The organism is Paenibacillus piscarius (genome assembly GCF_022234545.1).
Classification (GTDB): Bacteria; Bacillota; Bacilli; order Paenibacillales; family Paenibacillaceae; genus Paenibacillus_AQ; species Paenibacillus_AQ piscarius.
The window spans coordinates 1-23405 of the sequence record NZ_JAIEUI010000025.1 but is presented as its reverse complement, the minus strand read 5'-3'; the positions used below and the strand labels follow the sequence as shown (position 1 = coordinate 23405).

18 protein-coding genes are annotated in these 23405 nt (G+C 54.3%); 10 read left to right on the top strand and 8 right to left on the bottom strand.

Annotated elements, in window-relative coordinates; all coding sequences use genetic code 11:
- Window positions 1–290 precede the first annotated feature (290 nt).
- The 3 genes from K1558_RS27970 to iolG all read right to left on the bottom strand — a co-directional run bounded on the left by K1558_RS27970 (window position 291) and on the right by iolG (window position 3400).
- A complete protein-coding gene (locus K1558_RS27970) occupies window positions 291–1301 on the bottom strand; it encodes a LacI family DNA-binding transcriptional regulator (RefSeq protein ID WP_238655262.1) in 1011 nt (336 codons plus the stop codon).
- Window positions 1302–1481: 180 nt separating this feature from the next.
- Window positions 1482–2312, bottom strand: a complete 831-nt coding sequence (iolB, locus tag K1558_RS27965; RefSeq protein WP_238655261.1) for a 5-deoxy-glucuronate isomerase — start codon at window positions 2310–2312, stop codon at window positions 1482–1484.
- A 41-nt stretch (window positions 2313–2353) separates the two neighbouring features.
- Window positions 2354–3400, bottom strand: a complete 1047-nt coding sequence (iolG, locus tag K1558_RS27960; protein WP_238655260.1) for an inositol 2-dehydrogenase — start codon at window positions 3398–3400, stop codon at window positions 2354–2356.
- A 194-nt stretch (window positions 3401–3594) separates the two neighbouring features.
- Between iolG and K1558_RS27955 the strand changes: the two genes are divergently transcribed.
- The 8 genes from K1558_RS27955 (at window position 3595) to K1558_RS27920 (ending at window position 8427) form a co-directional block, all read left to right on the top strand.
- Window positions 3595–3735, top strand: coding sequence for a hypothetical protein (locus tag K1558_RS27955; protein WP_238655259.1), 141 nt, complete (start codon window positions 3595–3597; stop codon window positions 3733–3735).
- Between the two features lie 163 nt (window positions 3736–3898).
- Window positions 3899–4885, top strand: coding sequence for an alpha/beta fold hydrolase (locus K1558_RS27950; RefSeq protein WP_238655258.1), 987 nt, complete (start codon window positions 3899–3901; stop codon window positions 4883–4885).
- 88 nt (window positions 4886–4973) lie between these two features.
- On the top strand, window positions 4974–5498 hold the full coding sequence (locus K1558_RS27945) for a GrpB family protein (protein WP_238655257.1): 525 nt from the start codon (window positions 4974–4976) through the stop codon (window positions 5496–5498).
- A gap of 4 nt (window positions 5499–5502) precedes the next feature.
- A complete protein-coding gene (locus K1558_RS27940) occupies window positions 5503–6081 on the top strand; it encodes a hypothetical protein (protein WP_238655256.1) in 579 nt (192 codons plus the stop codon).
- 42 nt (window positions 6082–6123) lie between these two features.
- Window positions 6124–6579, top strand: a complete 456-nt coding sequence (locus K1558_RS27935) for a DinB family protein (RefSeq protein ID WP_238655255.1) — start codon at window positions 6124–6126, stop codon at window positions 6577–6579.
- Between the two features lie 38 nt (window positions 6580–6617).
- Window positions 6618–7070 (top strand): GNAT family N-acetyltransferase, encoded by a 453-nt coding sequence (locus K1558_RS27930; protein WP_238655254.1) that lies wholly within the window; start codon window positions 6618–6620, stop codon window positions 7068–7070.
- Between the two features lie 72 nt (window positions 7071–7142).
- Complete coding sequence (locus K1558_RS27925) at window positions 7143–8072, top strand: phosphotransferase enzyme family protein (protein WP_238655253.1); 930 nt, start codon at window positions 7143–7145, stop codon at window positions 8070–8072.
- Between the two features lie 10 nt (window positions 8073–8082).
- Window positions 8083–8427 (top strand): hypothetical protein, encoded by a 345-nt coding sequence (locus K1558_RS27920; RefSeq protein ID WP_238655252.1) that lies wholly within the window; start codon window positions 8083–8085, stop codon window positions 8425–8427.
- Window positions 8428–8563: 136 nt separating this feature from the next.
- Here K1558_RS27920 and K1558_RS27915 read toward each other — a convergent pair whose 3' ends face one another.
- Complete coding sequence (locus tag K1558_RS27915) at window positions 8564–9703, bottom strand: glycoside hydrolase family 88/105 protein (RefSeq protein WP_238655251.1); 1140 nt, start codon at window positions 9701–9703, stop codon at window positions 8564–8566.
- The gene (locus K1558_RS27910; protein WP_238655250.1) at window positions 9694–12867 is read right to left on the bottom strand and encodes an alpha-mannosidase; all 3174 of its coding nucleotides are present in this window, start codon (window positions 12865–12867) and stop codon (window positions 9694–9696) included. Before K1558_RS27910 ends, K1558_RS27915 begins: the two co-directional genes overlap by 10 nt.
- 158 nt (window positions 12868–13025) lie before the next feature.
- Between K1558_RS27910 and K1558_RS27905 the strand changes: the two genes are divergently transcribed.
- Window positions 13026–13937, top strand: a complete 912-nt coding sequence (locus K1558_RS27905) for a helix-turn-helix transcriptional regulator (protein WP_238655249.1) — start codon at window positions 13026–13028, stop codon at window positions 13935–13937.
- 159 nt (window positions 13938–14096) lie between these two features.
- Here K1558_RS27905 and K1558_RS27900 read toward each other — a convergent pair whose 3' ends face one another.
- The 3 genes from K1558_RS27900 to K1558_RS27890 all read right to left on the bottom strand — a co-directional run bounded on the left by K1558_RS27900 (window position 14097) and on the right by K1558_RS27890 (window position 21798).
- Window positions 14097–14549: an SMI1/KNR4 family protein gene (locus K1558_RS27900; protein ID WP_238655248.1), complete on the bottom strand. Its 453-nt coding sequence runs from the start codon at window positions 14547–14549 to the stop codon at window positions 14097–14099.
- Window positions 14550–14563: 14 nt separating this feature from the next.
- Window positions 14564–18823 carry an HNH/ENDO VII family nuclease gene (locus K1558_RS27895; protein WP_238655247.1) on the bottom strand — a complete coding sequence of 1420 codons (4260 nt, stop codon included), beginning with the start codon at window positions 18821–18823 and terminating at the stop codon, window positions 14564–14566.
- A gap of 152 nt (window positions 18824–18975) precedes the next feature.
- Entirely contained in the window at window positions 18976–21798 is a 2823-nt protein-coding gene (locus K1558_RS27890) for a glycoside hydrolase family 3 protein (protein WP_238655246.1), read from the bottom strand.
- A 247-nt stretch (window positions 21799–22045) separates the two neighbouring features.
- Between K1558_RS27890 and K1558_RS27885 the strand changes: the two genes are divergently transcribed.
- Entirely contained in the window at window positions 22046–23257 is a 1212-nt protein-coding gene (locus K1558_RS27885) for a sugar efflux transporter (protein ID WP_238655245.1), read from the top strand.
- Window positions 23258–23405 lie beyond the last annotated feature (148 nt).

Sequence of the window (23405 nt, the reverse complement as noted above, 5' to 3'; positions counted from 1 at the left end):
GCCGAATCTGGTCGGTTTTCCGACTACATTTGCTCCACGCGCCCACGCAGTGCCGAATCTGGTCGGTTTTCCGACTACATTTCCTCCACTCGCCCAAGCAGCGCCGAATCTGGTCGGTTTTCCGACTACATTCGGGCCGCTCTTCCCTCCCCGCGCCTATTGTGTTCAATATTTTCCGAACACATCCGCCTGCACCCACGCACACTCGCCCCCAAACCTCCACCACCGCACACCAAAAAGACCCGCTCCCAGCCGCAGCCGGAACAGGTCTTTCACATCATAATGTCTTGTTACTGCGGAACCGGCCCCGTCGAATGACGGATGACCAGCTCCGGCATCAGCAGAATCTTCCGCTTCGGGCTGGCAGGATTGCTGATCGATTCGTTCAGCAGCAGCATCGCCTGCTCCGTCATCTCGCGCAGGGGCTGGGCGATGCTGGTCAAGGCGGGGTGGCAGATCTCGGCCAGCACCGTATTGTCGAAGCCGACCACAGACAGGTCGCGGGGAATGGACAGCCCGGCGCTGCGCGCCTCCTTCAGCACCCCGATTGCCAGCAGATCGTTGCAGGCAAAAATCGCCGTAGGCCGCACATCCTCCGCCTGGCTCAGCATCGCCGCCGCCGCAGTACGCCCGTTCTCCAGCGTGGCTGAAGTATGAATCATATTGGATGGCTGATCCCAAGTGATCCCCGCCGCCTTGAGTGCATCCAGGAAGCCCTCCACCCGCAGCTTGCTCCCGGGCAGATTGTCGGAGATGATACCCAGCCTGCGGTGGCCGAGAGACAGCAGATACTCTGTGGCCTGGTAGCCGCCTTTGTAATCATCAACCGTGACACTGTGGCTCTCCATAGAGCGGATATCGGCGGAGAACAGCACCAGCGGCACATGATCGGCCAGCATTCCGCGGATCAGCTCAGGATTCCCGGGGTGGGAGGCGATAATCAGGCCGTCCACCCGTTTGCGCAGCAGCAGCGAGATATACCGGGCCGCCTTCTCGTCACTGCGGTCGGTGCTGCACACGATTAAGTCACTGCCCTGCTCCTGGGCCACATCCTCAATCCCCCGCGCCGTCTCCGCAAAAAACGGATTCGCAATATCAGGAATCATCAGCCCGATCGTCCCCGTCCGCCGGCTGGTCAGGGCAGAGGCGACCAGGCTCGGCTGGTAGTTCAGCTCCTCCATGACCTGTGCTACTTTTTCCCGTGTCTTGCTGCTGATCCGCCCGCTATTATTAAGTACCTTGGACACCGTAGCGATAGAGACGCCCGCCTCCCGTGCCACATCATAGATTGTAGGTTTCATCGTATTAAGCCCGCCTTTGCGTTCATGCCTTCTAATAACTAGATTATAAGGAAGTCCTCCTGCGGTGTCTATTCAGCGTTCCAATGACAGAAAAGGCCTCCGCCCAGCGGAAGCCTTAAGTTACTCTATGAAACTGTCCACGTCACCTCTTCACTCTTCGGGACTGTCCGCGTCACCTCTTCACTCTTCCTCCGCAGGCCCGCCTGCTCCCGGCTTGAACAGCCACTCATGATCAGGATCATTGTGAAAAACCCATGTGCGGACTGGCCCGGCCATGACGTTGAGGTAATACGAATCGTATCCCGGCGGTGCGGAGACAGGGTGATAGCCCTCCGGCACCAGCACGATGCTGCGGTCAGGGACCGCCATCGTCTCGTCGAGGCTGCGGTCGTCATTGTAGACCCGCTGCACCACGAAGCCGTGGGCGGGATTGACCCGGTGATAGTACGTCTCCTCCAGATAGGATTCCGCCGGCAGGTTATCCTGGTCATGCTTATGCGGCGGATAGCTGGACCAGTTGCCGCCGCCCGTGCGCACCTCGACCACCAACAGACTCTCAGCCTCACTCTGCTCCGGCAGAATATTCACGACCTTGCGGGTCATGCTGCCATACCCGCGGTCCTCGATGGCCGCATCCGCCGGAGTAATCAGCCGTGCCGGGTACTTGCCGCTTCCCGGAGCAAGGCAGATGCCAAGCTCTAATTCAGTCAGCGCCGTCACCTGATAATGCGCGCCCGCCGGAACATATACAGCATAAGGAGCCCTATCTTCAAAGACCGACATGCGTCCCCCGATGTCAGAGAACAACTCGCCATCCACTTGTATATCCGCCTTGCCCGCCAGCAATACCAGACAGGTCTCGTTGCCCCCGCTATCACGCGCAAGCGTAGCCCCGGCCTGCAGTTGGTACACCTCGAACCCGACATACTTCCATCCGGCGCTCTCCGGGCTGACCGCAGCTATACGGCCATCCTTATCCGGCGCACCGGCCTTCACCAGCAGCTTAGACATTTCCGTTCCTCCTTCTCACGTCTTGATCTAAGTGCATCCGCTTACAAAACTTGCAGCGCAGACGCACCTTCTCCCGCAGCGGCAGACAGCTTGACCGGCAGCCCGCTCAGATAAGAGGCTCTTGCTGCTTCAGCAATAAGCTGCGCCGCCTCACCGTCGCGGCCGCTACAGATCACTGGCTCCTCCAGCCGTACCGAACGGGCAAAAGCAGCAATCTCCTCCATAAAAGCCTGGTTATAACGCTCCAGGAAGAAATGCTCCGGCTGATCGCGGGTAACCGAAGCAGCAGTGGATACCTCCACCGTCGTTGGACGGCAGTTGTCGGCCGTTGCTGAACCCAGCGTACCGAATACCTCAACCCGCTGGTCATATCCGTATACAGCCTTGCGGCTGTTATCAATTACGCCGATCGCCCCGTTCTCGAAGGTCAGGGTGATGACGGCGGTGTCCACATCTCCGCAGCGGCCGAACATAGGATCGATCAGGTTCGCGCCCCGGGTGTATACCTCAACCACTTCACTGCCCACCAGATAGCGGGCCATATCGAAATCGTGTATCGTCATATCCATGAACATCCCGCCGGAAGACCGCACATAAGCCTCATGCGGAGGCTGCGGGTCCCGCGAGGTAATCTTCACAATATGCGGGCTGCCCAGCTCACCGGACTGGACCAGCCGCTTCAGCTTGCGGAAGCTGGGGTCCATCCTCCGGTTGAAGCCGACTTGCAGCAGTACGCCCGCATCCTCCGCCACCTGCAAGGCCCGCAGAGTCTCTTCAGATGAGAGGCTGATCGGCTTCTCGCAGAAAATATGCTTCCCCGCCCGCGCAGCCCGCTCAATCCAGGACGCATGGGTATCGGTCGGCGTGCAGATGAACACCGCTTCAATCTCAGGATCATTCAGTATATCTTCACCCGCAGCAAAAACAGAGCCCAGCCCTCTGCTCTCCGCCCAGGCCAGCAAATCCTCACTCATCATTGGCTCTGCAATGGACTTCAGCTTGAACGCCGGCATCGCCCGCAGATTATCTGCGTGCAGGCGGCCGATTCTCCCGGCCCCGATAATGCCGGCTGTAATTGGTTGTACCATGTTCGCTTATCCTCCTCAGAGGGTAAGCGCTTAACCTTCCCGAGAACAGTATATCTCATGCTTCGGGAAGCTTCAAGCAAATCTTTTGGCGAAGTCGGAAATTCGTAACGAACCCTTCTTTTGACGGGCAGGATAACCTGAGAACAGCGTAGAACTCTACTGAGACAAATCAATAAACTAATAGGGGTTTTCGCATGGTACTTACAATTAAGGTTATCCGGATTTTGCTGTTCATCGCCGTCATTTTGTTGCTGGCCTCATCTATGCCCGTCTTTGCGGGACTCCTCGTGCTTCTCATTCTTGGACTGTCAGGCATTCTCAAAAAGATCCGCTAAACGCAGGTCGAATACAGATTCAATTTAAGGCAGCCGATGAATGTGTTGGCTGTTTTTGTTTGCGTTCAATCAAATAAAATAGGAAATAGATACAGTAAGATTTCTCTTTAACGCCTCATGGATTCCTATATTATCTAAGTTACAACAGCAAATGAGGTGACTTATGGGCAAAATTAATTTTACTGAAAGTCTGCTGCGTGTCCTTATTTCTCTGATCGGACTTCCATTCGCAGGGCTACAGGCCGCCCTTTCCAAGTATTTTCTACATAAATATAAGGCTCCAGGAGAGATGATCTCAGTGGGAACACACCGTCTCCATGCGATTGTTGCCGGCAATACCACAAGTAATCTGCCGACGGTCCTACTAGAATCAGGAATGGGCGGTTGTGCTCTGGATTGGTCGCTGGTTCAGCCCGCATTAGCCAATTATACCCAGGTCCTTTCCTATGACCGGGCCGGGTTTGGTTGGAGTACTAAGCCCATCAGTGAGCCGACTTGCAAAAGCTATCTTCGCGACTTAAGGAAGCTATTGATACAGCTAGAGTTGAAGCCCCCTTACATTCTTGTAGGGCATTCCTATGGCGGAATGATTATGCGGCTGTTTGCTTCAGAGTATCCTGAAGAGGTAGCGGGGATTATTCTTGTGGACTCCGCGCATGAGCAAAGATTCATAGAGTCCACTTTTATTCAAACCAGATATGAAGAACGGCTGCGGCACCTGAGACGGCTAAGATTGGGTTATCTTTTATCCCCTATCGGGTTGCCCCGTCTATTCAAACAACCTATCGGTGCCAAACGGCTCCCCCCACCAGTTCAGCATATAGTGAAGACACTCGGCTATCGAAATCATGCGTATAAAGCGGCGTATCTGGAATCTCTCTGCACGATAGAAAGTGCCCTCCAGTTAAACGAGTCAGAGCCTTTAGCTTCGGATTTACCAGTCCTCGTATTATCCGCCGGAAGGCAAACTGAAGAGTGGCAGCAATCACAGAAGAAGCTCCTCCAGCTAACCGCACAAACCCGGCAGATTATCGTTCAGGATAGCTGGCATTCCATTCAGCTCTATCAGCCGCAAGCAGTTATAGATTCCGTATTAAGTCTATTAAATGAACATTACCGCAACCAAACAGATAAGCAGACGTCTATGTAATAGGGAGATATATCCAATATGCAACCGCATTCATGAATTGTGCATGAATGGATGAATACATTCTCATGATCGCAGGAGGGCGTTTTGTATGAAGGTCAGACTTAGTGACTATGATCCCGGCTGGATCAGACTTTATGAACAGGAGGCTGAGTTTTTAACAACTATTTTTACAGATGAAATTGTCCGTTTCGAGCACTTTGGCAGCACCTCCGTACCAGGCCTGAAAGCCAAACCTGTGATTGATATGATGTGCATTGTTAAAGACATAGCCACAATAGACTCTTACAACGATAAGATGGCTCTGCTCGGCTATGAGGCAGGTGGAGAATGGGGAATTTCCGGCAGAAGACTATTCCGCAAAGGCGGTGAGGCACGAACGCATCATCTTCATTGCTATCAGGCAGATAACCCTCAGATTGAGCGGCATCTTATATTTAGAGATTATTTGCGGGCCCATCCGGAGGAAACCGCTAGGTACAGTCAGTTCAAGCAAGCATTAGCGGATCGCTTCGAGGATACCAGCCAGTACGGCCCGGCCAAAAAATCATTTGTCAGCACGATGGAACAACAGGCGCTTTCCTGGTACACAGGTCTGCGTTCTGATGCGAGGTGAACCCATGAACTTCAGATGTGAATGCGGACACCGGATCCACGACAATACGGATAATCTCCCTTACAAAGGATATTTCATTGCGGATCAGGATCAGGATGATCTGATGGATGAGATCGATGCTGCAATTGAAGAGTCAGGGCCGTCTCCTCAAGATAAGGAAGAGGCAGCTATGAGGATCAGATCCTTAACCACTCGGCTGTTCAAATCAGCCTACCAGTGCTCCAAATGCGGGAATCTCTTCATGGATCTTGGTCCTGCCGGGCTGGAAATGTTCCGGGGAGTTGATCCGGTGAATAAGAACCTGTTACAGTCGGCTTTAGGGGAGCAGTGGCGGGGGCATCTCTATGGCGAATGGAAAGATACGATTCCTGAATGGCAAACCTCCCATGGTACCCTGTACAATGAGACCAATGTCAGCGATCCGGCTGTTGAATCCTCTGGAGGCGGACAATATGGCGATTGGGGAGCCTTGGAGCGGGATTATTACGAGCTATTTCATGAACTCAAGGACAGGGATGTGATCCGGTACAGCCAGCTGAAGAAGAACGGGACTGTGCTCCATTCCTGGAGCTTACCGAAATAGCTGTTTATCTAGAGTGAAAAAACTCTAAGAGGGGGAACTCCAATGAAGACAATCATGCGCATGATGGACCATCTGTATTGGGCGGACGGGCGGATTATGGACGCGCTCAAAGCTAGTCATACGAAGGACACGGAGCTTCTGAAGCTGGTGCGGCATGTGGCGGTGGCAGAGCAGGTCTGGATGTCGCGATTGCAGGGCAAGAGCAACGTGCAATACTGGTTGTGGGAGGAAGCGGAAGATCTGACGGCGATCCGGCAACTGTTCGAAGCGAACGCTGAGCAATACCGCAGCTATCTGGCAGAGCTGGAAGAATCCGAGCTGGACAGGATGGTTGACTATGCAACTCAGAGCGGAATTTCGTTCCAGACCTCTGTCCGGGATATCCTGCTGCAGGTGCTTTTACATGGGCAATATCACCGGGGACAGATTAACCGTACTCTCCGGATGGAAGAAGCAGAGCCTGTACCCGTGGATTACATCACATTTGTGAGGCTCTAAACCTGCAACTACTAATGAACAAGGAGCGAATATAAGAAATGGAGATCAGAGCATTACATACAGGTGAACAACCACTCACTGAATTACTTTTATTGGCAGATCCTTCTCCGAAGCTGGTTGAGGATTATGTTGCGAGGGGGCAAAGCTTCGTTGCTGAAAAGGATAACCGTGTAATAGGTGTCTATGTGCTGCTGCCTACCCGGCCGGAGACTGCCGAGCTGGTGAATATTGCAGTGGATGAAGAGTTCCAGGGCCAGGGAATCGGCAAGCAGCTGGTGAATCACGCGATTCAGGAGGCAAAGCGGCTTGGGTACAAAACGCTGGAGATCGGCACAGGCAATTCCAGTATCGGCCAGCTGGCGCTGTATCAGAAATGCGGCTTCCGGATCACCGGGATCGATAAGGACTTTTTCATCAGACATTATAGTGAAGAAATCTATGAGAACGGGATGCAGGTGGTGGATATGATCCGGCTGTCACAGGATCTGTAAGCCAATTGCTGCTGGCGGTGCTTGATGGACGCTGAGGCAGCACGATTTTTAATGGGGAGGTTATCGGGCCTTATGGAAGCACAAATCTTGCAATTTCTAAATACCACCTATAATGTTCCATTCTCCAGTGTGGAGGCCGTCACCAATGAAATGTACCGCTGTCACTCCAGTAATGGGACGTTCTTCGCCCGGATCACGAATTACAAGACGTATGAAGAACAGTTGGCGGAGGTGCAATGGACTACCTATCTGTTCAACCAGGGCATACGGGTGCCTGAGGTGATCCCTTCGGTGCAGGATTCGCTTGTCAGCACTCTGGTGCTGAACGAAGAAGAGAAGTCCGTGGTTCTCTGGCGGGCGGCAGCCGGAATCCACCTGCCCCGGGCCAAATGGAACCAAGCTGTATTCAGAACCCTTGGACAGCAGATCGGCAGAATGCACCGGGTGGGCCAAGCGTACCTGCACTCCGAAGCTACCGCGCTGATTCCGCATTGGTATGATAACGATGAATATGATTTTCTCAAATACATTCCGGCTGAAGAGCGGGCAATTCGGGACATTGCAAAGGATGTAATCAAGCTGGTCCGCAAGCTGCCGAAGGATGAGGCGAACTATGGCATCATTCACGGGGACCTGTGGCTGGAGAATATTCTGGCGGACGGTGACTCGGCGCTAACGATGATTGACTGGCAGGATTGTGAGCGGCATTATTATGTCTACGATCTGGCGGTGCCTATCTATTCTGCGCTGGAGTTCTCGTTCGCGGGCGGACAGAACCTCATGGACTATAAACGTTTGATTACCAAGGCAATCACGGACGGATATAAGGAGGAGCATCCCCTCTCCGCTGAAATGTCCAGACAGCTGCCGCTGTTCCTGAGACTGAAGGAGCTGTTCGAGTACAACCTGATGCACATGTACTGGAACCACGAGGAGCTCAGCGAGGAGCAGGTGCGGATTCTGAATCTGTACAGAAGTAAGATTGAGTTCATGCATACGTGAGGTGACTGAAATGTATGACTACATCAGCATCCATTCTATGGATTACGCCCAAAGCGTAAGAACGGAGGTACTGGAGCGATTTGTCGTGGGGACGCTGGGGTTTGAGCAGACCGGGCCGCTGCAATTCACCAAAGCGCTTCATGGCGCACACGTCGGGCTGAAGGGGATCGCTGCGAATGCGGATGGCAGTTATGCCTACTACACCCTGGAAGGGGTTGAAGCGGTGAACCTGGTCGAGGTCATTCTGCCAGCGATGATAGATGAGCCATTGGAACGTGCGATGACCGGGCTGGTAATGGCCATTGTTGACGAATTCGGCTGGTGCATTGATGAGGACCATGGGTTGGATAGTTAGTGTGGTCGGTTTTTCGACTACAATTTGGTCCACATAGCCTCCTGCGCGTTCCCCCACAATACATAAGCGGCAGCCTCAGACGAATATCGTCCGGGCTACCGCTTATTTCCCGTCTTGCTGCAATACACCTTCCGCCTCAGCAGTAATGCAACGCCTCGCCCAGCGCCACCAGCGCCATCGCCTGGCCATAGGCCATCGGGGCAATGATGATCCCTTTGTAATCTTCCTTGGCTGCGCCGATGGGAGTACCGCCGGACACTCCAAGCACTGTGCCTTCACCGTCAATTCTGTCCAGGATAGCACGGATGGCCTTCAGAGCCGGTTCGCTATAGGCCTCAGGGAGCAGCCCCCGGCGTACACTGTTCAGAATACCGGCAGCAATTGCAGCCGAACCGGAGGTTTCGGTATAGCTTCCAGGGTCATCCAGCAAGGTATGCCATAGTCCGTCTTCGCTCTGACAGGCGAGCAAGGCTTCGGCCTGGGCCTGTAGCGTCTGCTGGAGATAACTGAAGACTCCGTCTGTCAGATAGGGCCGCATCAGCTCCAGATATTCCGGCAGGCCGAGGGCGAACCAGCCGTTGCCGCGGCACCAGAAGGCTTCGCTGAAGTTATGGCGCTCTGCAAAATGCCAGCCGTGGAAGAAGAAGCCGGTTCTCACATCATACAGATATTTAATGTGCAGCAGCAGCTGATGCAGCGAGGTCTCGCGCCACTGCGGGTTGTCGTATTTCACTCCCATTTTGGCGGTGAACAGAATCGCCATGAACAGCGTATCAATCCAGATCTCGTTCTCATGGAGCGAGACCTCATGCTTCTGAGTCCCCGTAGTCACATGCTGATAGCCTTGCTCCAGCGTCCGGGGCAGGCCGTGCATCAGCCAGTCGACCCACTCTAAGCTCAGCTCCCCGGCCTCCTCCAGCTCCATTAGCGATAACAGCGGAGCGGTGGTGTTGATATTCCGGCTGGGCAATCCCTTCTCCAGTTGCCGGGCCATCCAAGGCTTGCTGTACGCCGCATAACGGCCGTCACCGAAATGCCGGTCCAGCTTTTGCAGGCCATATAGCCCCACTCCCTGCGGCCAGTCCCATTCCTCCATTCCGAAGTCACGGGCAAAATACCCCCTGCGCTCCGCATTCTCCCCCAGGTTCTGCAATTCCGCTTCGTTATCCGGCCGGTCCAGATTCAGCAGCTTCCCCGTCACCAGCTCCAGCTTCTCCAAGACCTCTGCTCTGCTCACTCCGCTGTATCTTGCCGCCTGCTTCTCTGTTACTTCCACTGTCCATAACCCCCTTCTTCTACATGCGTTCCGCGCAGCTTGATTCTGAACGTCTTGATCTCATATGGCTTCACCTGGAAGCTCAGCTCCTCGCCTTCCTGCCATTCACCCAGCGGCTCCTCCATCAGATTGCACTCCTGCCAGGAGCCAATCCCGTAAGCGCTATCTATAGTGACCTGCGTCCGGGAGCCGGCATATTCATGCAGGCGCAGCACGATATCCTTGCCGTCCTCCGAGCGCTTGATCGCATCCACCATCACATGCTTGCCGTCAATATAGAGCAGCGGTGCCCCTTCAAGCCTGCCAGCCACCGCGCGCAGCGGATGATTCAGCTCCCATGCCTCCTCGACAACCCTGCCGTCCACAAAATCACCGGTATGCGGATACAGGGCATACGTAAATTCATGATGTCCCTGATCCTGCTCCGGATCGGGATGCACCGCCGACTTCAGCAGCGTCAGCCGCAGCACGCTGTCCTTGATGTCATAGCCGTATTTGCAGTCATTGAGCAGCGCGATGCCATATCCCTTCTCGCTGATATCCGCCCACTGGTGGCCGACTGTCTCGAACCGGGCATAATCCCAGCTCGTATTCCAGTGCGTAGGGCGCTTCACATTGCCGAACTGAATATCGTAGGTCGCCTCCAGCGCGTGAATGTCCACCGGGAAGGCCGCTTTCAGCAGCTGGTTGTGTTCATGCCACTCCAGCTCTGTATGGAAGTCGATCCGCGGGGTATCGCGGTAGAAGCGGATGTTCTGGGTTACCACTGAGCTGTGATACGTCCAGGTCATGCGCAGCACCGCCCGCAGCGGGCCGTTCTCAATTAACTCACAGCTGGTGAGCTGTGTGATCTCGGTCATTTTCTCCTGGTAAAAAATATCGATATCCCACGCCTCAAAATCCAGCGGCTTATCCTCGAACACCTGCAGCACATTGCCGCGCTGCCCGGCAGCCAGCAGCTCGCGGCCGCTCTGCCGGTCCACCACGGAAGTGAACTGGCCCTGCTCATTCCAGGCCGCATCGGTCAGAGGTGTCGTCAGCCTGCGGCCGGATACGGAGGCAAGCGGCTGGACCGCCGCCTGTGAAGCCGCTTCCGCTTGCCCGCTTACGAGCTGCAGCTCTGCCGTACCCAGCGCCGGCACCGAAGGAACATACACCAGCACGCCACCATCTGCGGTCGGCTGCTGCCATAGCGGGTTGCCATCCCGGTTATACACCCGGGCTGCGCCTACGGCTTCACCCGGAAGCTCTACGTAACGCGGACGGTTCCAGATTGAGCTGTTCAGCAGGGTGTATGCCTTCCTGTCCGGCATACTGCCGCTACTAGGATCAGCCGCACCATGAATCAGCGCCAGTGAGCGCGCCTCTCCTTCGGCATATTCCAGATCACTGTCCTCATAGACCTCGGCGATGGACGACCCGGGGATGATGTCATGGAACTGGTTGCGCAGCAGAATCTCCCAGATTCCCTTCAACTCAACCGCAGGATAAGCGTTTTCAAGATTGCCTTGTCTTACCCCCATCAGGGTATGCAGCCACTCCGCATCGCGCAGCAGCAGCTCCAGGCGGCGGTTATACTTCTTATTGCGCGCCTGCGAGGTATACGTCCCCCGGTGGCACTCGAAATACAGCTCGCCGTTCCAGGTGTGGACGAATCCTTCCGTATTCTCAATGCGTTCATGCAGGCCGCTGAAATACTCGCCTGCACTGCCCATCTTAAGCTTAGGGATACCCGGAAGCTTATCGAAGCGGCGGCGGAGCTCCAGCATCTCCCGGGTCGGCCCTCCGCCCCCGTCGCCCCAGCCATATGCAAACATAAGATGATCGTTGATCTCCTTATCCTGATAGGAATTCCAGATTCCGCGCAGCAGCGGCGCTGTCATCCGGCCGTTATAGGTGTACTCGCCCCCGTTGATCTCCGAGGTGGTGATGAAATGCGTCAGCACCTCCGAGCCGTCCATCCCGCGCCACCAGAAGGTATCATGCGGCATCCGGTTGAACTGGTTCCAGCTGATCTTGGTCGTCATGAAGGTGTCAATGCCCGATTTGCGCAGAATCTGCGGCAGCGCCCAGCTATAGCCGAATACATCCGGCAGCCACAGGTATTTGCTCTCAACCCCGAATTGCTCACGCAAATACTGCTTGCCCATCATAATCTGGCGAACCAGCGACTCGCCGGACGGGATATTGCAATCCGACTCCAGCCACATCGCCCCTTCCGCTTCCCAGCGGCCTTCCTTCACCTTCTCCTTGATCCGCCCGAACAGCTCCGGATAATCCTGCTCCAGATAGGCATATAACTGAGGCTGGGTCTGCAGGAACTGGTATTCCGGGAACTCCTCCATCAGCCGCAGGACGGTTGAGAAGGAGCGGGCAGTCTTCTCGCGGGTGTGCTTCAGCCGCCACAGCCACGCAACATCGATGTGGGTATGGCCTACAGCCGTAAGGGTTACGTCAAAAGTCTGCGGCATCGCGTCCACCGCCAGATTCAGGCTGGTGCCAGCCTCATAGAGCGAGGCAATATGCGTGTCAGAGCCGGGCTCAGACCAGTCGATCCGGCGGAAGGCCTCGTTCAGCGCTCTTAGCAGCCACTGCTTCTCCGGCTGGTCCCTGCCCAGGTAACGGAAGGTGTCGAGCGCCGCCTTCGACATATAGAACAGATCATCAATGCTCTCGTCCAGATAGCCGATGGCCGCTTCACTGAGCCGGTGCTCCTGAATTCTGGGCTTTCCGCCTCCCTCCAGCCCCGACCACAGGCGGAAGACCAGTTCGACAGTCTGTCCGCCCAGCTCATCGCCGAAGATGACCTCTCTATGGTTATTATCGACGCCCTGATAAGGCGAGCCGTTCACGAACAGCAGCGACTCGAAGCCGGAGTTGTTGAAGTCCCCGGATTTCCCGAAGTCGAACCGTCCGGCAATCTTGAAGCCCTCCCGGGCAGAAGGCAATGCAGCCTCAGCCCGCAGCCAGATATAACGGTCACGCCCGCGCCAATGCTCCTGAAGCCGGATGGTACCATCAAAGGATACTGCCTCCGGGTATACACCGTTAGCCCCCTCCAAATCCTCAGCGAACGCGAACTCTGTAAGCTCCTGAACCACAAGATATCTATACTTTTCCACTTCAGCCTGGCGTTTGATCAGCTTTTCTTCTGTAAACAACATCCCTATCACTCCCTGTATCCGCTTTCATATCGTCACTATAGCAAATCTTCTTCTCCAAAAACTACCCTACTTTTGCTGCATTCCGCCCAAATCATTGCATATTTTGCTTTTTTGAGCCTATAATATACAGGATAATGGTAACAGTGAGGAGAGAAGCTATGCTTGAAAGCGACCTGTTATACGAGCAAGAATACAGCATACGTATCAATACTCCGGCTGATCCGCTTTTTTACTATTTTGACTACGATCAGCGCTCTCACGACATCAATATGGAGTTTCAGCATGATCATGATTTTTATGAGATTCATATTCTGCTGGATTCCAGCGCTACTCATATTATTGAAGGTAATGTGCATGCTCTGCAGCAATATGATATTGTTCTGCTTGCCCCGTACCGGCTGCATATGACCCAGTATCCCGCAGGTCTGCCGCATAAGCGGCTGATTATCAACTTCAACATGCCCAGGAATATACCCGGACTTGAGACCGCTTACAATGAAATGCTGCAGCCGTTCAACGAGGAGGTTCCGATCTGCCGGTTCACCGGAGGACTGCGCAGTGCCGTGTTCGAGCCGCTCAATGCCATCTTCACCTGTTCGCGCAGCGCTTCACCGCTGAATCCGGTGCTGATTCATAGCCTGTTCCAGCAATTCCTGTGCACTCTCTCCCAACAGAATGACAAGAATGCATACGTGCTGGAGGAGATCGGTAACGCCATCATGCAAAAAATCTATTCGGTCACCGCACATATTCACAGCCATTACAGCAGCGAGCTGTCCCTGGACTCTATCTCCAGACAGTTCTATATCAGCCCATACTATCTGTCGCACCAGTTCAGAACCGTCACAGGCTTCACCTTGACGGAATACATCCAGATGACCCGCGTCCGCAAAGCCCAGCAGCTCCTGCTGCATACACGGCAACGCATCTCAGACATTGCGGGGCAATGCGGGTTCAACAGCTTCTCCCAGTTCAACCGCAGCTTTAATAAGCAGAGCGGCATGTCCCCCTCCGCGTTCCGCAAAGCGCAGGGAACGTCTGGTGGGGGTTCGCCTTTGAGTTCTTATTGAGGGGGAGAAATAAAAAAGGCTATCCCAAGAAGCCGCGAAAGTGGCGGTTGGGACAGCCTTTGTTTTGAGACAGGATTACAGTGAACTTTTGTGGACGCATTGCGAACGGGCTGTTGTTTTAAAAAAAGATAATCTTTCAATTATACAATGTTGTTATCACTATTCCAGTTGTTCCTCCTCTTCATCTTCAACTAATTTAGTAAAAAAATCAAAAAATGTTTTCCATATATCTGGTGGTGAAATGAAAGACATTGTACCTATTCTTTCGACATCCGTTGCATCACACCATATAACACATGGATTATTTTGGGTATTCATAACAATAATACTGTTTGGTGGCTCTGCTAACACAACAAAATTTGTTGGTAATTCGATTGCGTTTCTGAGCCTAAGCGTTTCATCTACAATGTTAGGGGTGATACCTTTGTATGCAAACGCAAAACAACTTATTCCACCCAATAATCCACCCCTGTAAAATTTAGCTATATCCCGAAAATCGCTGGGAAGCTCTAACTTAAGAATTTCCTCAATTTTTCTTAACCCATTCTCGTCGACTCCATTTTCAGGATACAACTGAATATATCTCTCACGTATTTCCTCTATACTTGACATAGATAAAATCTCCTTTATTGATTTTTTACACGCCATTTCCAATATTCACGAGTATCTACACCAAATTTGTTACGGTCAATGGGAAATTTAGGATTAGGCTTACTTCTACCATATTGACTATGCAATATATCTTGTCCGTATTTACCAACACCATGATATCTTGTGCTCGCCTCTACTAAAGGTCCCCTTGAATCTTGTCCTAGATGATGAAGGGTAGAAAAGCTACCATCATTTAATTGAGGTGCAAGCCCTTTTTTTGCAGCATCAGCATTTGTTTTACCGATAGAATTAACATCTCCAGCGTTACGAACATAATCCCATTCAATATCATTTCGCTGATATACAGCATAAGTTTGTTTTGTTCCTTTAGGTCTGGTTGCTGTCCAGGTTACTTGTTCAGGAGAGAATACTTTGCCCTTCCCCCCGGCCACACCCTCCTTCTTCTCCAAATACATTTCTACCGCTCTAATCAAAGGCACTACAGTCTCAAGATCTGATTTCGTTAAATCATCTACTGGTGTTGCCCCGAACTTCTTGGCAGATGCTTTTAATTGATTGATCAGATCGTCAACATTAACCTCAGAAGCAGCAGCCTTAGTTCTCTCACTTCCATTTTTATCCTGATTTAATTTCTCTATCCGCGTCTCAAATCCCTTTATTATGACGGGTAAAGGTTGTGGATACTCACTAGCCATCATCACCACATGCCCGCTGCCGCGCTTCTCGACCCAGAGCTGGTGGCTTTCTTTGCCGATTTTAAAGTTGACAAGCAGGCCCGCAATGGCATTCTTGAGCTTCCCGGCACCCGCGGCTACGAGATTAACTCCTGATTTCAAAAGCTGCTTGCCGAAGGCTAACAAACGGGTATGCACACCACTCTTGACAGTGCTGACGAAATCACCGGAACTTCCTTTTTTGGCAGCGCCCGCTTTTCCGCCGGCTTTGGGCTCTTCTTTTTTCCCTGAGCTATTTTTCCCTGAGCTGTCTTTACTGCCTCCCCCCGATACTCCGGACAGATTAGCCAGCAGCTTCGTGCCGTTGCCGAAGACCTGATTGGCCTGCGACTGGGCTTCATCCACAAGTCCCGTTGCTCCTTCTGTGGCCTCGTCGATCAATCCTCCTACCTTGTCCACTGGCCCCTGAAGCGGCTGCAGCAGGCCCTGAACCGGGCTGGATGCTGCAATTTTGTTAATCAGCTTGTCCGCGAACGGAATATGCTGGCGGATCAGGTCAACCAGTGATTGGCCCGCCACAGCTTCGATGCCTTTGAAGACGGCTTTAATCAGGGCCGACGGCGGATTCGAGATGATGAAATTCAGCACCATATCCACACTTTTATTCGCGAGGACCGGCATAAGCTGAGCCGGCTTCCCCAGCAGCTGTACCCTGGCTTTGATACCGCTGGCGGCTTCGGTTACCTTACCGCGAATCCCCTTGAAGAAGCTGCCCGCCGCTTCCTTCAGCTTGTCTGCCCCCTGATTCAGTGCCTCGGCCGGATTCTTCAATACCTCGAGCCCTTGAACCATACCGACATACACCATACTGAACGGATTGAACCATGACTTGCCTGAGATATTGATCACCGGCAGAACCTTGTTAATCGCGCCTGCCACCTTGCCGGCTGTCTTTTGAAGAATTTCGAACACGCCCTGAAGAAGCTGCAGTACCTTCAACAGACCCTTTTCCTGGCCTCCGCCTTTCGGAGCCCTTGCCCCATCCGTGTCCTTCTCCTTGTCATCTCCCTGGCCCGTCTGTAGTGGCTTCAGCTCACCGAACAACCCCTTCACCAGAAAACCGCCCATGCCCGCCGGATTCAGAAACTGCTTCAGATTCTGCACCTTGAAATTCCGCAGGGTGCTCACCACAGTCATGACCGTATTCGCCTGACGCAGGAGCTTAGGGAGGGTCGAGGTCAGCCAAGTGGCGATCTGCACCAGGACACTTCCCCCGCCCGTGGCGAAGGCAGCCGCAACCTCCGCAGCAATCTGCGCAACCTCCAGTGCCTTGCCGAAATTAATTTTGAATTCACCGCTCAGGAACTTCCCGATTCCCGATATTATGCCGTTATACAGCGACTGGACACCGGCGAACAGCTTATCCACCGTCTTCCCCATGAAATCCAGGGCGGCACTGACCCCCTTCTTCAGGGAGGCTGCAGCTGTATTGACCGCTTGAACCGCCTTATTTACCGCACGGTCGATGTAGCCGTTAATCTTCTTGGCAATGCCCGGGAAGCGGGCGAATATTGTATTCGCAATTCCCTTCAGCACGTTCCCGAAGCCTTTGATCGCACTGACAATCAGCTTCCGGCCGGCTTCAATCAGCCCAACAACCGCTTGTTTGGCTTTATCAAAAATGGCTTTGACAGCCTTGCGCAGCTGGGTGAAGAGGAAGTTCATTCCCTTCTGGATGGCCTCGCCAAGCTGCTTGCCTTTTTGCTTGAGCCACTCCCAGGGATTTTTGGCTTTTTTCTTTTGTTCCCCTTCAGACTCACCTTCTTTTTGCTTTTCCTCTGCCTGGCTCTTCGTGTTCTTGTATTCCTTGCGGGATTCGGCTTCGGCTTCGGACAGCTTGCGCTTGACCTCACCTTCCTTCGCATCCTTGATCCCCTTGATTTCCCGGTTCTTCTCTGCTGCGGCTGTTCCCGCTTCGCGGTCGAATTCCCCGCTGGTAGCCTTGATTTCTTCCTGCCACTGCGTCCGGTACCCTAAGACCTCTGCTTTAGCCGCAGCCTGCTCAGCCTGTTGCTTTCCGGACGCTTCAGTCTTCAACCGTTCTATCTCTGCCTTGGTATCGCCTTGGGCGGCTGTGATTCCCGCTTCAAACGGCGCCTTCCCTTTCTGATATGTCGCTTGACTATTCGCCATATAGGCCTGAAGCGGACCCTCCAGTTGCGGGTTGAGGTAGCCGGCTACGTCAGGCGGAATTACACCTGTGGATTTCAGTTGAAAAGCTGGCGGTGCCACCGCGCGAATTGTATGCGCCGAGCGGAGAATACTCTTATCTGGCTTGGGCTGAATCCGGTTCTCTCCGAAATCCTGCCGGGTCTGCTCAAGCTCGGAAGCCTGTACAGACTGCATATGCTGCTTGGCCTCTGCATGAAAGCTCTCAACCTGGGCAGGATCGGCTTCGCCCGTGAGGCCAATCTCCGGCGGGTTCGCTGCATACCTGCTGGCTTCTTCCATCATTTGATCCGGATCTGTCTCCTCGGAGACTTGAGGAAAGCTGTTTATCCCCGCTGATGTCCCGCCGCCTTGCTTGCCGCTCTGAAAAACAGGCAACTTGGCGGCGGGCAGCGGAGCTGCCGCTGTTCGCTTTGAAGCTTCAGCAGCTTGGCCTGGCGCGATGCCGGTGGGAGTCGGAATAGCTGGAAGTGCTTTCTCCGCCTGCTGTCTTTGCTGCCCCAGCGCTTCACCAGAGACTCCCACCGCCTGGTTGTACGCATGACTGATTTCAGCCGGAGCAATGCTGCCCAACTGCTGGATTATGCCGCCCGGGTTGCTGCCTTTAATATGAACAACCGGGGCTTTAGCTGTTGCCTTTCTGGCTTGCAGAGGCGAAGCAGAGGTCCGTGAACCTGCTGCTGGAGACTTCTGCCCTGGTGCAGCTGAATTGTCTGCAGACTTTTGCCCCGGCGCAGCTGGCTTGTCTGCCGGCCTACGACCTGCTACATCTATTCTCGAAGAGGTCTTCCCTTCCGTCTTAGCTTCCGGATTGCGTTCCGGCTTCGCACTGGAGCTCACTTTCACCGGAGGCCCCAGTCCACCTTCTGACCGGGCATGTATAGCCGCCTCCGCTTTTCCAGCCTTCTTTGCTTGTGGTTTGTCTACAGCAGGCTTGACCTCTGTCTTCGCTCCCCGTATGTCTTCCGTGTGTGAGGTTTTCCGGAAGGCATGGATGGCCCGGGCTGCAGCCGGTTTTTCTGTGATTGGCGGTGACTTGATTTCAGCCGTTTTTGGGGAGTCTGGTTTATGCACAATGGGTTTGTCTGCTTTCGCGCGGGTCTGTTCCTCCTGCTCCGGTTTTGTTCGTTTGCCTTGGTCCAGCAGCATAAGCGCACTCCGCAGGCCAATTACACCGCTGAGCAGATTGAACTCTCTGGAGCTTACAGTCTCCGGGGCAGTTCGAAGGCGGTGGACCAGCTGATTGAGCTCAAGCGGTGTTCGCAGCGGCGGCTTCAATGCCGCCTTGTCTGCGAGCGGGACTTGCACCGGTCTTCTCCAGGTCACGCTCTGCGGCTCTGCCGGTTTATGCACTGCAATCTTACTTGGCATAGAAGGTCACTCCCTGATTATTCCGTATACAAGTAATGGTATTTTCAGGGACTGATTCACAGCCATTCTATACAAAAAAGCTTCTGAACGCCCAAAGGGCCATCCAGAAGCTTTCATCATATCTATACAAGGGTCCCGCTACGCACGAACACCTACACCGTAAACTGAATGAGGCTGAGCAGCACTTCTCCCTTGAACACAACATACACATCGGTGATTCCGGCTTCTATATCCGCTATAGCCGGCTGGCTGTGCCATTGCTGGACGCCGCCAGATGAAACGGTGAGTGTAGCCGCCAGCGCGCCGGACGGGCTGCCGGTCCGGACTTCAACCACGCCTCCCTGGACGGAAGATACCAGCAGCTCCACACCTGCCGCCCCCTCTGCAAACCGGACATTGTGGAAGGCGATCCAGGCTCCGTCCTTCACCGGATGAACTGCTGCGCCGCCAGCCTTGCACTCATCCAGGAATACTGCTTCGTAATCATCGTAGTTCTCCGCTTTAACTTGCGCATACAGATTACGCGGCGGGACTGTATCGCCATGCACTCTAATAGTGGATGACAAGCGGATATCTCCCGAGGAACGGCCCACCATCAGCTGATATTCCCCGTCCTCTACACAGTACTGTTCCCGGCTTACATCCCAGAAGAAGAGCTCCGATACCGGCAGCTGGAAGGCAACCGTCTGTGTCTGTCCCGCTGCTATCCTAACCTTCTTGAAATCCTTCAATTGCTTCAGCGGACGTCTAATCCGGGTGGATAAGCACTGCACATACAGCTGCACTACTTCATCTCCGTCTACGCTGCCGCTGTTCTCAAGCTCTACAGTCAGATTGATCGTCCCTTCCTGCGGCACCTCAGCCTCGGCCAGGGACAGGTTACGGTAATCCACCTGCGCATAGCTCAGCCCATGCCCGAACGGATAAAGCGGCTCGCCGTCGAAGTACATGTACGTTCTCTTTCCCTTGATAATGTCGTAGTCCATGAACTCAGGCAGCTGGCTGACGCTGCGGAACCAGGTCATGTTCAGCTTGCCTGACGGGCTGTAACCGCCGAACAGAACCTCGGACACCGCATTGCCCAGCTCTTGTCCGCTGTGGGAGGTGTACAGTACTGCCGGGATATGCTCGTCAATCCAGACCGAGGAGACCGGATAGCTGCCCACAATCACGACCACGGTATTCGGGTTGGCGGCATAGACGGCCTTGACCAGATTCTCCTGCTCTGCGGGCAGGACGATATCCGGCCGGTCAATCTCCTCCTTCCCGTTCAAAAGCGGATGGTTGCCCACGAATACGACCGCAACCTCAGCAGCCCTGGCCGCTTCAACCGCTGCTTCTACACCGTTCACCACCAGCTGCTTATGGAAGATTCGTGCTTCCGAAGAGGGCTCTTCTTCACAGATGCGGAGAGTTCCGTCTTCGGCACTGATTGCAACCGGCTGATCATTCCAGGTCCGCAAGCTGACAGCATCTCCACCCTCTTGGACCAGATTCAGCGACTCTTTGACGAACCAGCCGTAGATTTCATCAGCGGCAGCAGTCAGGGTTCCGGCATCCGACAGGGTGATATAGCGGTCACAGCTGGCCGACTTCAAGGTATGTGCGGTCCAGCCCCATGCGGTATGGCGGAACAGCTCGCCATGCTCCGGCTGTTCATGCAGCACGGCCAGCCGTCCATCCTCACCCGTGATGCCGACAGCCTGCCCGCTGGCCTTGGAGATCAGGATGATCCGGTCATCTCCGCTCTCGAAGAGCACCTGCTTGCCGGCCAGCATCTTCGTGATTCCCTGCAGAGGGGTCACTCCATACGGTAATGTGCCCGAATACCAATCCCTGAAGACTTCATCCCCCAGCGGCCCGATGACGGCTACCTTTGACAACGAGTCAGCATTCAGCGGAAGCGCCGCCTGGTCATTCTTCAGCAGGACAATGGATTCCTTCGCAGCTTGCAGAGACAGCGCGCAATGCGCCGGACTGAGAATGACGGAATCATCGATTGCCGTATACGGATTGCTCTCCTCCGGGTCGAACTCGCCAAGCCGGAAGCGGACGCGGAAGGTGTTCGATAACGCACGGTCCAGGTCTTCCTCCGTCAGCAGCCCTTCACGGAGCGCCTCATGGATGACCTTCATCGTCTCCTCCGTCTCTTCGGTCACACTGTCGATGCCGTTCTTAACCGACTCGGCCATCGAGCGGGTGAAGGAATCATAATATTTATGGTCCTTCACGATGCCGAACAGGTCTGCGGCATCGCTGACAATGAAGCCGTCCATTCCCCATTCGCCCTTCACAATCTCCCTTACCGCCGGGTGCAGAATCACCGGCACCCCGTTAACGGCGTTGTAGGCGGTCATCATGGATTGTGCCCCGCCCTGCTTGAAGGCCGGCTTGAACGCTTCCAGATAATATTCGCGCATATTCCGCGGGTCAATGCTGGACGAAGCCACACCCCGGTCGATCTCATTATTGTTCCCAAGGAAGTGCTTCAGAGTGGCAACCGCCTTCAGATATACCGGATGATCCCCCTGAATCCCTTGAACCAGCGCTGTGCTCAGCTGTCCGGTCAGCTCCGGGTCCTCCCCGTAGGCTTCCTCCGTCCGTCCCCAGCGCGGGTCCCGCTCCATATCCACGGTCGGCGCCCACAGGGTCAGGCCGTTCACGGCCGGATTCTTCCGGTAGAAGGCTCTGGCTTCATCCCCGATTGCTGCACCAATCCGCTTAAGCAGCTCCGGGTTCCAGGTGCAGGCCAGTCCGCCGGGCTGCGGGTAAGAGGTGGCCTTGCCCAGCCACGAAATTCCGTGCGCCGCTTCTGTACCATGCTTGTACGCACCAATGCCAAGACGTTCAACTGCCGCCTGATATTGCGGCATCAGGCTAACCTTCTCCGCAAGCGTCAGCCGGGAGAGCAGATCCTGTATCCGTTCCTCCAGTTGCCGCTCCGTTTGTCTGAACGGATATGTAGCTGAATCCATTCCCACTCACTCCTTTTACGATTCATCCGCCATAATGATAACGGTTTCAATTAATCACGCTTTGTCCATCATATAAGATTGGCGCCAGGAGCAACACCTCAATAATTGACCCAAAAACCAGGGCACAATTAGAGATTCACCAAATCATCATAGGATGAGCTATGCAATTCTTCCAAAATATGAATTATACTATACTTATACCAGCTATCAGATCATAAGCAATACCGAAAGGAAGTTCACTGACTCTATGCTAAAAAGAACCTTCGCTCTCCTCCAAATTCCCGTCTATCCCGTATTCCTGCTATGTATGCTGCTGCAGGGAATGGCGATCTCGATCAGCGGTCCGTTCCTTGCCGTCTATTTCACGGAAGAGCTGGGCGTATCGGCCGGAACCTTCGGCATCTTCACAGCGGTCACTCTGCTGAGCGGAGTGGCCTTAAGTATGTTCATTGCCAGACGCTCGGATGCCGGGCTGAACCGCCGCAGACTGATGGTGATCTGTATGACGTTTAACGCAGTTGCTTTTGCTGGGTACATATTTATCCATAGCTTCTATCCGCTGCTGGTCTATATGACGGTCTTCACCGCATTAGGCGCTCCGGCGATGCCGCAATTATTCGCCAGCGCCCGGGAAGCGGTGAACGCAAGCCGCTCCGCCGATCATGCGATGGCCAACTCCACCCTGCGCTCGATGTTCTCACTGGGCTTCATCAGTGGTCCGCTGGCGGGAGCCGCTCTCCTGAGAAGCTTCGGATTTCAGGGTGTATTCCTGACCACCACCCTGATCTTTCTGGTGAATGCGCTGCTTGTGTACAGCTTCGTACGGCCCGCTGCTGCCAAGCAGCAGAGCCAGAAGTCCGCCATACCGCCGGTCCGGCTGCACCGGGATGCACGGGTGCTGGTTCCTTTTCTGATCGTGACCCTGCTCTATACCGGACACTGGGCCAATAGCCTGAATATCTCCCTGTTTATTGTCAACACGCTGGGAGGAACTGCGCAGAATGTGGCTTCTGTAGCGAGCCTCTGTGCACTTCTGGAGATTCCGTTCATGTTCATGCTGGGCGGCTTGTCTGCCCGCTATGGAAGCAGGCGGCTGATGGGCTGGGGAATGGTGCTGGGGGGAGGCTATTATGCGCTGGTGCTTGGCGTGGGTGAGCTCTGGCAGCTCATGGCCGGACAGGTGCTGCTGGCATTTTTTGTCGCTGTGATCTCGGCCATTGGTATCAGCTATATCCAGGACCTGCTGCCGGATCTGCCCGGCTATGCCTCGACGCTGTACACCAATGCCACTACGATCGGCCGGCTGGCCGGAAGTCTGGCGGGCGGAGCCGCAGCCCAGTGGGTTGGCTACCGTTATTCTTACCTGCTCTGCGTGATTCTGGTCGCCTGTTCACTGGGACTGCTGCTGTGGCAACGCCGTTCGCCGGACGAGAAGATGGCGACTCCGCTCGCCTCATAAGCTATTAACAACTGATTTCGAGCCAGTGCCTCGTTACCGCATCTGACATTAGGATACTGTAGACGCTGGAACGAGAGTAAATGGTCGAGTAGGCGGGGCCTCTCCATCGTGGATTGTGCCCCTACCCCTCACAGATCCGTACGTGCGC